13 protein-coding genes are annotated in these 14,865 nt (G+C 56.4%); 6 read left to right on the top strand and 7 right to left on the bottom strand.

Annotated elements, in window-relative coordinates; genetic code table 11:
- Both B7L71_RS03660 and B7L71_RS03655 read left to right on the top strand, forming a co-directional pair.
- On the top strand, positions 1–1,018 hold a 1,018-nt coding region (locus tag B7L71_RS03660; protein WP_249273168.1), incomplete at its 5' end, for a DNA methyltransferase.
- A gap of 156 nt (positions 1,019–1,174) precedes the next feature.
- Complete coding sequence (locus B7L71_RS03655; RefSeq protein WP_081136074.1) at positions 1,175–4,303, top strand: type III restriction-modification system endonuclease; 3,129 nt, start codon at positions 1,175–1,177, stop codon at positions 4,301–4,303.
- Positions 4,304–4,543: 240 nt separating this feature from the next.
- Here the strand turns inward: B7L71_RS03655 and B7L71_RS03650 are convergent, their stop codons facing one another.
- From B7L71_RS03650 to B7L71_RS03625, 6 genes are all read right to left on the bottom strand, one after another.
- Positions 4,544–4,831 (bottom strand): type II toxin-antitoxin system RelE/ParE family toxin, encoded by a 288-nt coding sequence (locus tag B7L71_RS03650; RefSeq protein WP_198023735.1) that lies wholly within the window; start codon positions 4,829–4,831, stop codon positions 4,544–4,546.
- Positions 4,828–5,115 carry a CopG family ribbon-helix-helix protein gene (locus B7L71_RS03645; RefSeq protein ID WP_081136073.1) on the bottom strand — a complete coding sequence of 96 codons (288 nt, stop codon included), beginning with the start codon at positions 5,113–5,115 and terminating at the stop codon, positions 4,828–4,830. The genes B7L71_RS03650 and B7L71_RS03645 overlap by 4 nt, the downstream gene beginning before the upstream one ends.
- Positions 5,116–5,584: 469 nt before the next feature.
- Positions 5,585–6,064, bottom strand: a complete 480-nt coding sequence (locus B7L71_RS03640) for a DUF3368 domain-containing protein (RefSeq protein ID WP_081136071.1) — start codon at positions 6,062–6,064, stop codon at positions 5,585–5,587.
- Complete coding sequence (locus tag B7L71_RS03635; protein ID WP_081136070.1) at positions 6,045–7,112, bottom strand: helix-turn-helix domain-containing protein; 1,068 nt, start codon at positions 7,110–7,112, stop codon at positions 6,045–6,047. The genes B7L71_RS03640 and B7L71_RS03635 overlap by 20 nt, the downstream gene beginning before the upstream one ends.
- A gap of 534 nt (positions 7,113–7,646) precedes the next feature.
- A complete protein-coding gene (locus B7L71_RS03630; RefSeq protein ID WP_081136068.1) occupies positions 7,647–7,985 on the bottom strand; it encodes an AzlD domain-containing protein in 339 nt (112 codons plus the stop codon).
- Entirely contained in the window at positions 7,982–8,722 is a 741-nt protein-coding gene (locus tag B7L71_RS03625; protein ID WP_081136067.1) for an AzlC family ABC transporter permease, read from the bottom strand. Before B7L71_RS03625 ends, B7L71_RS03630 begins: the two co-directional genes overlap by 4 nt.
- Positions 8,723–8,867: 145 nt before the next feature.
- Between B7L71_RS03625 and B7L71_RS03620 the strand changes: the two genes are divergently transcribed.
- Positions 8,868–10,172, top strand: a complete 1,305-nt coding sequence (locus tag B7L71_RS03620) for an MFS transporter (protein WP_081136065.1) — start codon at positions 8,868–8,870, stop codon at positions 10,170–10,172.
- Positions 10,173–10,266: 94 nt separating this feature from the next.
- On the opposite strand, the gene sstT is transcribed toward B7L71_RS03620, so the two are convergent.
- Complete coding sequence (gene sstT / locus B7L71_RS03615) at positions 10,267–11,490, bottom strand: serine/threonine transporter SstT (protein WP_081136058.1); 1,224 nt, start codon at positions 11,488–11,490, stop codon at positions 10,267–10,269.
- A 404-nt stretch (positions 11,491–11,894) separates the two neighbouring features.
- Here sstT and B7L71_RS03610 point away from each other — a divergent pair, with 404 nt between their 5' ends.
- From B7L71_RS03610 to B7L71_RS03600, 3 genes are all read left to right on the top strand, one after another.
- Positions 11,895–12,224: a hypothetical protein gene (locus B7L71_RS03610; RefSeq protein ID WP_016916368.1), complete on the top strand. Its 330-nt coding sequence runs from the start codon at positions 11,895–11,897 to the stop codon at positions 12,222–12,224.
- Between the two features lie 481 nt (positions 12,225–12,705).
- Entirely contained in the window at positions 12,706–14,289 is a 1,584-nt protein-coding gene (locus B7L71_RS03605; protein ID WP_249273167.1) for an SLC13 family permease, read from the top strand.
- Between the two features lie 153 nt (positions 14,290–14,442).
- The coding region (locus B7L71_RS03600) for an exonuclease subunit SbcD (protein ID WP_139790040.1) at positions 14,443–14,865 on the top strand (423 nt) is incomplete at its 3' end.

The following is a 14,865-nucleotide window of genomic DNA, read 5'->3' as shown; positions in this document are numbered from 1 at the left end:
GGGGCCTTGGAAAGCTGAGAACATGACTGCTCGTAACCCTTACGACGCTGGAATCTACCCCATTGTCTCGCCATCTGGTCGAAAAATAGACGGACCACCCACAGGAACATACTGGCGCATTAGCAAGGAAAAGTTTTCGGAGCTAGATGCTGATAACCGTATATGGTGGGGAAAGGAAGGCAACAACTCACCGGCGGTAAAAAAATTCCTATCAGAAGTTTCATCCGGCCGCACGCCTCAGACTCTATGGTTCTATGCAGATGTCGGCCACACTCAGGATGCCAAGAAAACCCTGCTCAAATATGTGCCTTTTGAAAATACTGAAAACGTACTCAATTCGGTTAAGCCTGTGGCGTTGCTGCAAAGAATCGTGCAGCTGGCAACCAAGCCTGATGAGCACGCAATAATCATGGATTTTTTCAGTGGCAGCGCCCCAACTGCACATGCAGTGCTTGAACAAAACCGTATTGATAGCGGAAACAGACGATTTATTAGCGTGCAGATAGCGGAGCCGCTGCGTACCCCTGAGCCTGGGATGAAAACCATCTTTGACATGGGTCGTGTGCGCTTAGTGAATGTAATTAGTGAACTACAAAAGGATGGAGGCAAATCCCCCGGATTTCGTGTTCTTCGGTTAGACACCTCAAATATGAAGGACATCTACTACCGCCCCGATCAACTGTCCCAGGGTGACCTGTTGGATGCTGTGGACAACGTCAAACCGGATCGCACACCGGAAGATCTGCTGTTCCAGGTGCTGGTGGACTGGGGCGTGGATCTGACTCTGCCGATTCGCCGCGAAACCCTGCAAGACAAAACCGTGTTCTTCGTCGATGACAACGCTCTGGTCGCCTGCTTTGACACGGGCATTACCGAAGAGCTGGTCAAGGAATTGGCCAAGCATGAACCTCTGCGCGTGGTGTTCCGCGACAATGGCTTTGTCTCTGATGCAGTAAAAATCAACGTCGAGCAGATCTTCCGCCAATTGTCGCCCAGCACTGAAGTGCGCTCCCTGTGATGGTAGCGATTGCTTAGCGATTGGTCCATTAGCAACTCACAGGGAAAACTTGTGAGTTGCTGCAATTGATGCCATGAGCTTGTTATAGAAGATCAGATGCTTTCTGCGCGACGGCGTGCAGAAAGCCTTGCAGAAAGAATGCAGAAAGAGAATGCCATGAAGCTGAAGTTTAAAACCCAGGCCTACCAGACCCACGCCGTGGAGTCCGTGGTCGACTGCTTTGCCGGTCAGCCCCTGCTCGACGGTTTGACCTACCGGATCGATCCGGGGCAGCACTCCCAAGCCAGCGCCTTCGACGAAGATGGCTTCAGAAACGCTGATCTGGTGCTCAGCGAAGCTCAGGTGTTGGAAAACATCCAGACGGTCCAACGACGCCAAAACCTGCCAGTTGCAACGTCGCTGACCGAGTTCACGACCTACGACAACAAGGGCAATCGGGTGCCCGTCAAGGCGGCTTATAAAAAGGACGCTCTGGCGGCTACGCGCATCCACCTCGACGTAGAGATGGAGACCGGCACCGGTAAGACCTACTGCTACATCAAGACGATCTTTGAGATGAACAAGCGCTATGGCTGGAGCAAGTTCATCATCATGGTGCCGTCCATTGCCATCCGTGAAGGGGTGTACAAGTCACTACAGATCACGGCTGAGCACTTTACCGAGAGCTATGGCAAGAAGGCGCGATTCTTCATCTACAACTCCAAGCGCCTGCATGAGTTGGAGAGCTTCTCGTCGGATGCCGGCATCAATGTGATGGTGATGAATATCCAGGCCTTCAACGCTAGGGGAGCCGACAACCGGCGTATCTACGACGAGCTGGATGACTTTCAGTCGCGCAAGCCCATCGATGTGATCGCCGCCAACCGCCCCATCCTGATTCTGGATGAACCGCAGAAGATGGAAGGCAAAGCCACCATGGAAGCTTTGCCCCGGTTCAAGCCGCTGATGATTCTGCGGTATTCGGCCACTCACCGAACCCAGCACAACCGTATTCACCGCCTGGATGCGCTGGATGCCTACAACCAGAAGCTGGTCAAGAAGATCGCCGTGCGTGGCATCCAGACGCGGGGGCTGGCTGGCACCAATGCTTATCTGTATCTGGAAGGCATCGATATATCCAGGCAGGCGCCAGTTGCCCGTATCGAGCTGGAGGTGAAACTCAAGTCGGGTGAGATCAAGCGTCAGCTACGCCGCCTGCAGTTTCGCGATGACCTGTTTGCCGAGTCCGGCGAGCTGGATCAATATCGTGACGGCTTCACCATCAGTCAGATCGACGCCACCACCGACACTGTGGAGTTCACCAATGGCCTGGTATTGAAGGCCGGTGAAGCCAGCGGCGATGTGTCCGAGCGAGATATCCGACGTATTCAGATTCGTGAAACCATCAAGGCCCATCTGGATCGGGAAAAACAGTTGTTTGCCCAGGGCATCAAGGTGCTGTCGCTGTTTTTTATCGACGAGGTAGCCAAGTACCGCGACTATGATAAGCCTGATGAGCGAGGCGAGTATGCACGAATTTTCGAAGAAGAATATGAGCAGCTGAAGGACGAATATCTGTCTGAGCTGGCAATCGATAATGAAGCCTACCGGCAGTACCTTGACGATATCAACCCAGCAGCCACACACAACGGTTATTTCTCCATCGATAAGAAGACCAATCGTCTGAAAGACCCTAAAGTTGGAGCGCGATCGGTTGATTCTGACGATGTGGATGCTTATGACCTGATTCTGAAGGACAAAGAGAGCCTTTTGGCGCTCCATACAGGAGCAGATGATGCAGAAACCAGAGCTAAACGAAAGGTCAGATTTATCTTCTCCCACTCGGCCCTGCGCGAGGGCTGGGACAATCCCAACGTCTTTGTCATGTGCATGCTCAAACACAGCGACAACGCCATCTCACGACGCCAGGAAGTCGGGCGCGGGTTACGCTTGGCGGTGGATCAGCACGGCGACCGTATGGATAACCCCGCCGTGGTTCACACCATTAACGTACTGACCGTGATTGCCAGTGAGAGCTACAAGGATTTTGTCGCCGGTTTACAGCAAGAGATCAGCGACACTCTGAGTGCACGGCCGCGCCAGGCAACCGAAACCTACTTCACCGGCAAGCAGCTGACCACCGAGCAAGGCCCGGTGGACGTGACCGCCGCCATGGCCAAGCAGATATACCGCTACCTGGTGAAAAATGACTACACCGATGAAACCGACCAAATAGCGCCAACTTACCACGAGGCAAAAGAGCAAGGCACTTTGGCTGATTTGCCGGATGAGCTGAAACCCTATGCGGATCAGGTCTTCGCGCTGATCGACAGCGTGTTCAGCGACGCCCAGTTGCCTAAAATCGAGGATGGCCGCAAGCCGAAAACCAACCCCCTAAACGCCAACTTCGACAAAAAGGAGTTCCAGGCGTTGTGGCAAAGGATCAATCGCAAAGCGGTGTACCGTGTCGACTTCGACTCGGATGAGCTGGTCCGCAAGTGCATCGCAGCCCTGGACAAGAGCCTGCGAGTAACCCCGCTTCAATACACCGTGCAAAAGGGTATCCAGCAGGATGACCTGACTGATGAGCAATTGAAGAAAGGCGATGGCTTTAAGGTCGAAGAGACCGCCACGGAATATGGTGATTCAATCCACTCGCGGGTGCGCTATGACCTGCTCGGCAAGGTGGCCGAAAATGCGCAACTGACACGCCAGACGGCAGCCAGAGTACTGCAAGGCATTCAACCCGCCGTGTTCCAACAGTTCCGGCAAAACCCTGAGCACTTCATTGCCGAGGCCTCCCGGCTGATCACCGAGCAGAAGGCCGCGATGGTGATCGAGCGGTTGGCTTACGATGAAGTCGATGAGCGCTATGATGTGGATATCTTCATGGCTAGCCAAACAGGGCAGGATTTCTCACGTGCTACGCAGAAGCTGAAGAATCATGTCTACGATTACGCCATTACTGATTCTGACGTTGAGCGCCGCTTCGTCAACGAGCTTGATACCAGCACTGAGGTGGTGGTTTATGCCAAGTTGCCACGTGGCTTCCTGATTCCTACCCCGGTGGGCGACTACAACCCGGACTGGGCTATTTCATTCCGAGAAGGTAACGTCAAACACATCTACTTTGTCGCTGAAACCAAGGGCTCGATGTCGTCCATGAAACTACGCGAGATCGAAAAAACCAAGATTGAATGTGCTCGCAAGTTCTTCGCCGAGATCAGTCAGCAGGTCACCGGTGATAAAGTGAAGTACGACGTGGTAACAGACTACGCTAAGCTGATGGATGTGGTAGGTCCGTAAGCTGCTCGAGGGCGATCAACTGTCAAGTCATACTTGACAGTTGATGTGGATCTGCGTGTTCGGCAGCTACCGACAATATAAAGCTTCTCTAGCTCGCCCATATGATGCTTGCTTATGGTCGATATTGCTTTAGTGCGAACCAGCTCTTCAAAAAACGAGGAATTAATCATCCGGGACCTGACAGATAGCAAAGGATAACTCCTATAGGTGATTTGATCATCCGGAACATTACTGTAGCTTTTATCCAAGAGAAGGCGGCCACTGGCGAGCCGTATGCACCACACTCAGTACCCGCACCTGCATCCCCACAACGTCATAGACCAACATATAGCTGGGGTGAACAACCAGCTCTCGGGATCCAGGAGCACGGCCAGACCGTCCGCTGTCAGGGTGGTCTACCAGCTGTGCCGCCTTCTCTGAAAACAGTTCATCCAACGTCAAGGCTGCCAGCGGATTCTCTGGCTCTATGTATTCGTAAATGTCGTCACGATCCTGCATCGCCTCTGGCGTCCAGACCAACTCCATCATTTAGACTTCGCCAGACGAGCACGAGTAGCCGCACGGCGGGCAGCAAACCTGGCTTCCACATCGGCGGCAGGTATCAGATTACCAGCTTCTGCCGAGGCCCGTGATTGCTCTACCTTGGCATTCAGCCAGGCATCATAATCCTGCACTTCCTGCTGCTGCGCTACATAGTTGCGCATAAAGTCGCGCAGAAGCTGGGCCCCGGTGCGATCGTGAGCCTTGGCTGCACTGGCAAATTCTGCTTTCAGGCTTTCGTCGACCCGAAAGGTGAAGGTAGCATCGCTCATGACACCATCCTCATGTGTTACATGGTAACCACAGGATAGCACAGAAGGGGGGCCATGAGGCCACTCTAATGCCGACCTGAAAAGGTACACCAGCAGTACACACGCCAGCTTCTTGTGCTATCCTTAAATTTCGCTAAGCTACTGATTCTAAAGAACTGTACCTTTCGCTCGATTACGGTTCCTTTCCCTTGCATGTCAGTAACTTATTGTTTTATAATAGAACTCATAATCCCTTGGTCGTAGGTTCAAGTCCTACTGGGCCCACCACTTTTCAATGGCTTTCTCGCCGTTTTTATCTTGCCCGCCAGTTTTCGGCTATCAGTGTCCACAAAGTGTCTACGTATATTCGCGTTGCTACTTTGGCTAGCGGGGCTGGTTAATCACTTTTAATCGACCTATGAAACTATACGGGTGCTTAAGGCTTGCGGCATATTGCGTCGGTACTGCACAACGTAGGGTGCAGGTGGCGTTATAGTTTGGCCAATCTCGCTTTGGCTACTGCCCAAGGTAGTCTTCGCCCAGCGGCCTGCATGGCATCATAAGCTTGATGGGCTCGCATTACATTGATCACCCCCTGTCTGACTAGCTCCTCGACAAGCCAAAGCGTACCCATGACCTCCAATTGTTCCTCTATTGCCGCATTGCGGAGCGCTTGGTCACCCGTCAGTAGTGGGCAGTGTTCCTGGCTGGCCAACGCAAGTGCAAAACAGTCGTGAGTACTAGGCCCACGATAGCGGTCAATCAAAACGCCAGCATACTGCATGGAATCCGGCGATAGCTCCAAGAGCTGTAAGCCCCGCTCCAGCAAGTGCCCATGCTGGTCTTCCAGTTCTTCGTAATAGAGGATATCGGGCGTCACGAACTGATAGGGAAGCAAGAAAACCATTTCCAGCAACCCACCCTCTTCAATATCGATCAAGATATTGGCATCACTGACCAGTAACAGCATCAAGGGGCTCCAGGTTGCGCTCACGGTGGAACTGCATCAAAGGCATCTTGAGCAATTCAGCCGCTTTGGATTCGCTGATGATCCCCTCGCCAAGGGCGCGATAAACCAACTGGGCAAACAGTTGGCTCTCTTCCGCAGGATAAGGTTCGCCCGGCTCCACCTTGTGCCAGCCTTGTTGACGGAAACGAATGAAGGCACGTTTGCGATAGCCCTCGTCAATAATTCCCAGGTCGGCAGCCCGATAAAGGCAAGCCGCCATGCTGATGCCGTACTCATGCTTCAGCAGATACAACTCCTGCGCTTCCAGGTGATGGCGCTGCTCGCCGAGTTGTTGCCGCAAGCCGCGTTCAGGCAGCAGAAAAGCGGAAGCAAAGCGGTTGCAGGCCTTCTCCTCGTCTACGCCTTGCCCAAGCCGCCCATGCAAGATGAGATGCCCTAGTTCATGAGCCAGGGTAAAGCGCTGACGGTCTCCTGACCAATGCCGTGATACGACTATGAACGGCTTACCTGCCACAGAAGCCTGAAGGCCATCGAACTTATTCAGATCATCCACCCCGGTGAGAATCACCAGAATGCCGTGTGCCTCCAATACGTCGATCAAGTCTGGGATGGGATTGCGCCCCAGCGCCCAGGCATCCCGCACCCCGTAGGACACTGCATCTACCTCGTCGAGAGAGGCAATATGGGCCGGTAAACCTGTGGGTTGCGCAAAGTCCGGTAAAGGAAAGCGAGGGTACAAGTTCGCCAGCATTTGCCAGCGTTCGGCTTGGTCCAGTACGTCTGCTTCGATGCGATTTAACAGCTTTTGCGGGGTAGACGCGCGTTTTCGATACTCCACACCTTCAAGCTGGGCCTTTACAGGCCGGAAGAAATACTCACTGCGTACACCCAAGGCTTTTGATAATTGAATCAACACCTTGGACCCTGGCGTGCTTTTCTCTTTTTCGTACTTGTTGATCATGGTGGCGCTCACGCCCACTTGATCCGCCAAGGCCTTCATGGAGAGGCCTGCAGCTTTGCGTGCACGCAATAGTCGCTCGCCTATCATGGCCCGCTCTCCTGTTTAGGGGGAAATATCTGGTTTATAAAAAATAGTATAATTTCAGGTATTGTAAACCAGTGCTGGAAGGCCTGCCAACGCATAGATCACCGAGATGATGTCTGGCTACTTCAGCTCGATACATCGAAAATCAATGAATTTTCGAGGGCGCTACAGTTTGCAAAGTCTGGTTTATCAGTAGCTTGCAGACTTGCGGGTCAGGGTGTGACAGATAGGAGCGTGGCTTATGTGGTTTTCCTGGTGGCTGCATTACCATTTGTGCAGCTACGAAGGGGGGGCGCTTCAACCCGCGGTCACCTATATCGAAAAGGCGCCATCGATAGCGGGTAGATGAAGAGCCGCATGGCCGGTATCGGGCACACCGACCGCACGGAAAACTCGCTGCTGCTGGGAGTGGCTGGCCAGAACTCGGGGGCAAGAGGAAGGAGACGGACTTCGCAGGGCTCCGAGCGGGAGGGCATCGTCGTTTTGTGATGACCAGAACAGCTAGCGCACCTTAGCGTGCCACACGGTGCTATCTGTCTAGCCCAGGAGGGCGAGTCCTACTTCCACCACCCCAAACACCGCGACCCCCGCCGCCACTGGCCAGCCCAGGGAGCGCAGGCGCCGCCATACCAGCAGCGTCACGCTCAGTCCGATGGCCGTGGCGAGCCACGAGGTCGGGCTGGGGTTGACGGGAACGATGGAAACCCCCAGCACGCCTGCAATCATCAGCGGGCCGAGGATCACCAGCCACTGTGGCATGGCATTGAGGCCGGTGTCGCTACCCAGGCGGCGCTGCATCCAAAGGAAGGGCACCACCCGCATCAATAGCGTGCCCAGCGCGCATATCACCACGGCAACCCACAGCGATGCGCTCATGGCGTGTGCTCCTGGCTGCGAAAGGTCAGGATGTAGAAACACAAGGCGCCGCAGGCCGCCGCCAGCGGAATGGCCACATTGCTCCAGCCTGCCAGGGTCAAGCCCAGTGCGGCCAGCACGGTACAAGTGGTGGCGGCCGCCCAGCGTTTGCTGGTAAAGCGCGGTGCCACCATGGTGAGGAAGAGCGCAGGCAGGGCAAAGGGCATGATTTCTCCCAGCAATGGCCAGCGGGCGGTGACGGCTTCGCCACCGCTGGCTCCGGCGATGGTACCCAGGACCCACACCCCCCAGGCCAGCAGCGACGCGCCCACGAACCAGGCAAAGCGCTTGGCCTCGGGGAGCTGCGGCAGGCGGGTGAGCGCCAGGGCAAATACCTGGTCGGTCAGGCCGTGCATCAGCCAGGGCCAGTGGCGGCTACGGGGTAGCAAAGGCGCCAGATTTGGCCCATACACCACATGGCGCACGTTGATCAGCAGGGTCAGCGCCACCACCAGCCACAGCGGCGCGCCAGCCGCGATCATGCCCACGAACAGAAACTGCGAGGCGCCAGCGTAGATCAGGGCCGAAATGATCGCGGCTTCCCAGGTCGTGAAGCCCGCCTGGGTTGCGACCAGGCCAAACGATAGCGAAACGGGCACATAGCCACCCAGCAAAGGGATGGCTTCGCGAACGCCCTGAAAGCCTGCGCGCAGGGCGGAATGCTGACTCGTATCGGCTGGCTCGATCGACTGGTTCACGATGGCATACTCCCTTGGCCGTCAGTAGGAAACGTTAGCCTGGCAATTATTATGACCTTCTGTCAGGGGCGTGTCATGTGTAGAGAAGATTTCCAGTGGCATCTTTCATGCATGGTCTGTAGCGAGTCTGCTACGAGGAAGCGCGATGTATTCATTAGCCATGCTCCATCCCGTTAAATCGATACTGCGCAGTGTGGCACTGCTGTTGCTGGGCAACGGCCTGCTCAACACGCTGCTTACCCTGCGAGGCACGGCGGAAGGTTTCTCCAGCGCGGTGCTGGGGATCATCATGTCCGGCTATTTTGTCGGGTTTATCTGCGGCACCTGGGTAAGCGGGCGCTTGATTCGGCGTATGGGGCACATTCGTACCTTTGGCTTCTGCGCTTCCATTTGTTCATCGGTGGCGCTGCTGCATCTGGTGTTTATCGACCCGTGGGTATGGCTGCCGTTGCGGGTGATCTACGGGCTTGCGTTCATTACCTTAATTACGGTGATCGAAAGCTGGTTGAATAGCCAAGCCGCCAGCCATGAGCGGGGGCGTATTTTTGCGGTATACATGGTGGTTAATCTGGGTGCCTTGGCACTCGCCCAACAGCTGCTTCGCCTCTCTTCGCCGGAAGGGTTTCTACTCTTTGTGGTGATCGCTATTTTGATCAACTGGGCGCTGTTACCCATTACCTTGACCCGTCGCGTTCAGCCCAAAATCTCCGAACGGCCCAAAAGCAGCCTGCGTGCACTGCTGAGCTTTGCGCCGCTGGCGGTGGCTTCTGCCGCGTTATCCGGGCTGGCCATGGGGGCGTTCTGGTCGATGACGCCGATATACGCCACGCAACTGGGGTTTGATATTGGCGGTGTTGGCTGGGTCATGAGTGTGGCGATCATGGGCGGCGCGCTTTTACAGATCCCCATCGGCCGCTTTTCCGACAAGCATGATCGCCCCAAGGTGATGATCTGGGTGGTGCTGCTGGCGGCCTTGACCGCCGCCGCCATGCCCTTTGCACCCAGTCACGAGGTGCTGCTGGGGCTCTATTTTATCTGGGGTGGTTTGGCGTTTTCCCTCTATCCGCTGGCGGTAGCGCAGTTGATTGACCAGCTTCACCCGGATGAAATTGTCTCGGGCTCGGCGGATATGCTGGTCATGCATGGCGCGGGGTGTGCCGTGGCGCCGGTGGCTGCGGGGTCTCTGATGACCCTGGTCGGCAGCCACGGCCTGCCGATCTATATTGCCTGTGTCTTTACCCTGTTGGGTATCTATGCCCTCTATCGCCGCCGCCGTGTCAGGGCATGGGGCACGCATACGGCGCACTTCGAGCCGATGGTGCAAAGTAGTGCAGAGGTGTTGGAAATGATCTTCGATGATACCCAGCGCGACCTCTTTGATGACCCGAGTTTTTATGAAGAGGATGAGCGTGAGCGTTTGGCGAGACTGCTGAAAACATCCAGCGGGTAGTGTGAGAGGGCCGTAGAGAAAATCGTGGGTAACCGTCGTGGGAGGGCGTGCGTGGGAGTGGCTGTGGTCAGCCGCCACTCCCCCTGGCAAACGCCTACGCGCGCTTCGCCTCTTGCGCCCGGCAGGCGGCAGCCGTAAACAGCACGTCGGTGGACGAATTGAGCGCCGTCTCGGTGGAGTCCTGCACCACGCTGATGACGAAGCCGATTGCCACGGCCTGCATGGCCACTTCGGTAGGAATGCCGAACAGGCTTGCCGCCATGGGAATCAGCATCAACGACCCACCGGCCACGCCAGACACACCGCAGGCCGCCAGGGCCGAGACGACGCACAGCAGCAGGGCAGTGGGGAAGTCCACGGCAATACCCAGCGTATGGGTGGTGGCCAGGGTAATGACGGTAATGGTGATGGCGGCGCCGCACATGTTGATGGTGGCGCCCAGCGGAATGGAGATGGAGTAGGTATCGGCATCCAGCTTGAGGCGGCGGCACAGTTCCAGGTTCACCGGGATATTGGCCGCCGAGCTGCGCGTAAAGAAGGCGGTGATGGCACTGCCGCGCAGGCAGGTGAACACCAGGGGGTAAGGATTCTGGCGAGTGACCAGATAGACCAGCAAGGGGTTGCTCACCAGGGCGACGAACAGCATGCAGCCCACGATGACCCCCAGCAATTGGGCATAGTTGAGCAGCGCCTGCATACCGGATTCAGCCAACGTACCCGCCACCAGGCCAAAAATGCCAATGGGGGCCAGCCGAATCACCAGCGTCACGATGCGGGTAATGGCATTGGAGAGGTCTTGCAGCGCCTGGCGCGTGGTATCGGCCGCCTGACGCAGCGCCAGACCCAGCGCAATCGCCCAGGCCAGAATGGCGATGAAGTTGCCTTCCATCAGCGCGCTGACCGGGTTGGTGACCGCGTTCAGCAGCAAGTCACGCAGTACGCTGAAAATGTCGCTGGGCGGGTTGCCGTCTACCTGGCCGGCATCCAGCGTCAGTTCGGTCGGCATCCAGAAGCTGGCGGCCACCGCAATCAGCGCGGCGATCAGCGTTCCACATCCATATAAAAGCAGCACCGCACGAATGTGCGTAGGTTGCCCTTGGCGATGTGCCGCGATAGCCGCAGCGACCAGTACGAATACCAGAATGGGGGCGACGGCCTGCAGGGCGGCGATGAACAGTTGGCCCAGCAGGGCAATATCGCTGGCGACCGTAGGGGCGAGTAGCGCCAGCAGCACCCCCGCAATGATCCCCATCACGATCTGGGGTACGAGCCCCCATTGTAACAGTGGTCGGAAGAGGGCAGTGGCGGTAGCTATCATGACGCAACTCTCAGGTAGTGGGTGCAGTAGTCGGTGGAGCCGCGAGCTGGCAAGCCGCCAACCCGTGCCTGAAAGGGGCGGTATTCTATCAGCTACGAAGAGGCCGTGGGGGACCAGCAAAAAAGCGCCTAAGGCTATCTCGAAAATGGCGGGCCGGAGATATACTGCTATTAGGCTTTGCGCGAAAACTGCCTACGCTCGCCCATACGGCGTTAAAAATCGGCTCGTGCGCGAGTCCGATCAAAGTACTCATTTACACCTTGTAAACTCCGTCTTTTCGCCGATTTTTGCCTTGTCTGGCCATCGCTCGCCGACTTTTCGTACAAAGCCTAGCGTCTGGGCTCGGCGTCAGCAGGCCTGGTGCGCTACCGTGGTTTCCTCTAAAAAACACTAGGGATCTACCCATGCGTATCAAAGTGTGGCTCTGCTCTTTACTGCTGCTGTGTGGCTCGTCGTTCGTGATGGCAGGCGACTACTATGTGGATATCACCAATCGTACCGGATACACCATCTATTACATGTACGTGAGCCCGGCGTCGTCTTCCAGTTGGGAAGAGGACGTGCTTGGGAGCGATGTGCTGATGAATGGTGATACCCAGCGGGTGACGTTGACGGGCTATCGCAGCCCTTACTTCGATATTCGCCTGGTCGATGAGGATGACGATAGCTATACCTTCTGGAACATCGACGTTTCGCGCCAGGATATCGTGGTCACGTTGGAGCATCTGGACTAAAAAAACGGCTTGCGCTCAGGGAGCGCAAGCCGAAGTAAGCCTTTCAGGAAACTGGGTAAGAGTGGTTCAGGCGACGGCCGCTGGGGCCTGCGAGGCTGTGTTCATCGCTTGATTGGCCACCATCGGAGACTCGGCGTGCTGTGCGGTAGCGCTTTGTCAGTGCTTGTTGTCACACTGTGTTCTGTCTTGAAAGCACCTTGATTCTCTGCGGGCAACATTTTAGCCACTGCTAATAATTACGACCAAAGTGTTTAGACTTTGGTTGTAATTGCCGTCAATTTACTGGACTAATGGCTTATGGCAGTGAATAAAGGGCACCTCAAAAAAGCCAGACGCGCTGGCACATTTGTCCTTGGGTTGGCCCGTACGGCGCCCATTCGTTCACCCTGACTGCGAGCGGTACTTCATAATGCGCAGAACTGCCACGATGACGCTCTGGGACTCCCTTTGGCATTCCCACGACCAAGCAAAAAACCTCCTCATGTGTGCGCTGCCTACTTCTGGCACGGGCAGCACTGGGCGAGGTGGTTCCTCTGACGCACAGCCAGGCAATCAGCCTCCGCGTCCGCCTGCCTTCAATGCGGCGCAAAAAATTGGCCTGGTACTCGGGCCAGCTCTCTTTGCCTTTGTTTTGCTGTTTTTCCATCCGGCCGACCTGAGCTTCGAAGGGCGCATGGTGCTGGCTACCACGCTGTGGGTTGCCGTCTGGTGGATCACCGAAGCGATTCCGATCCCGGTCACCTCGTTACTGCCCATCATCCTGCTGCCGATTACCGGCGCCCTGGATGGCAATACGGTGACGGCGGCCTACGGTAACCCGATCATCTTCCTGTTCCTTGGCGGCTTCATGATCGCTCTGGCCATGGAAAAATGGGATCTGCACAAGCGCATTGCGCTGTCGATCATTTCCATTTTGGGCACCAGCATCAATAGCATCGTCTTTGGCTTCATGGCGGCCACCGGCTTCTTGTCCATGTGGGTATCCAATACCGCAGCGGTCATGATGATGCTGCCGATTGGTACTGCCATTGTCTTCCAGGTAACGGAAGAGCTGAAAAAGAGCTCGGAAGACCACAGTGCCGAAATCGACAAGTTCAGCAAGTCGTTGATTTTTGGTGTGGGTTACGGTGGCACCATCGGCGGTCTGGGCACCTTGATCGGCACGCCGCCCAACATCATTCTGGCCGCTATCGTCAGCGAGCTGTTTGGCGTCGAAATTTCCTTTGCGGGCTGGCTGATGTTTGCCTTCCCCGTGGTGGTGATCCTGCTGTTCATCGGCTGGGTCATGCTGACGCGCTTCATCTATCCCATCAAGCTGGCCAAGCTGCCGGGTGGCCGTGCGCTGATTCGCAAGGAGAAAGAGGCGCTGGGCAAGATATCTTTCGAAGAGAAAGCCGTACTGGGCGTTTTCCTGTTCGCGGCATTCTTCTGGATCACCCGCTCGTTCCTGTGGCAGGGGCAGATCATCAACATTCCTGGCATCAACGACACCATGATCGCGATTGCCGCGGCCATTGCGCTGTTCCTGATTCCTTCGCCCTCCAAAGGCGGCTGCCTGCTGGACTGGAGCGTAGCGAAAGACGTGCCTTGGGGCATTCTGCTGCTGTTCGGGGGCGGTTTGGCCATCGCGGCGGGCTTCGGCTCTTCGGGCCTGGCGTCCTGGATTGGCGGTCAGATGAGCGTTCTGGAAGGCGTCAATTTCATGCTGGTGATTCTGCTGGCCACGGGCATGGTGCTGTTCCTCACGGAAATCACCTCGAACACGGCCACGGCCACGATGATTCTGCCGGTACTGGCGTCGCTGGCGCTGGCGTTGAACATCCATCCCTTCGTGTTGATGGTACCTGCGGCCATGGCGGCCAACTGTGCCTTCATGCTGCCGGTGGGCACGCCGCCCAACGCAATCATCTTTGCCACGGGCAAGATCACCATCATGGAGATGGTGCGCAACGGCTTCTGGCTGAACATCATTTCCATGTTCCTGATTGCCGCGGCGGTCTACTTCATGTTGCCAGTACTCTGGGGCGTGGATTTGACCACATACCCGGACGCGTTCCGCAACTAACCCGGTGTGTCGCCGCTGGCTCCTGTGGTGGGCCAGCGGGAAGCCACCAGGCTCCGGCCCCGCCCTCGTGCGGGGCTTTTTGTGCTCGGCTTTTGTGCGTCGTTGGCCATCGGGTTGGTATGATGCGCTCATACTTTCTGGATCGAGCCTGTCATGCGACTACTTCATACCGCCGACTGGCATTTGGGTCGGCTGTTTCACAATCTCTCGCTGCTGGACGACCAGCGTCATGTCCTGCAACAGCTGCTGACGATCATCGACCGTGAGCGCGTGGATGCGGTGCTGATTGCTGGTGACATCTACGACCGCTCGGTGCCTCCGGCAGCGGCGGTGACCCTGCTGGATGAGATACTGGCCGAGCTGTGCGAGAAACGTGGCCTGCCGGTCATCATGATCTCTGGCAACCACGATGGCGCTGCGCGGCTCGGGTTTGGGGCGCGTCACCTGCGCCAGGCCGGGTTACACATCCTCACCGATTTGGCCACCTGCGATCAGCCGGTGACGCTTGCCGTCAATGGCGTGACGGTGGATGTTTTCGGCATTCCCTACGCCGACCCGGAGTACGTGCGCAGCGCG

The sequence above is a fragment of the Halomonas sp. BC2 genome, from assembly GCF_002078115.1.
Classification (GTDB): Bacteria; Pseudomonadota; Gammaproteobacteria; order Pseudomonadales; family Halomonadaceae; genus Vreelandella; species Vreelandella stevensii.
Note: the sequence above shows the minus strand (reverse complement) of the source record. Positions and strands in the feature narration are given on the sequence as shown.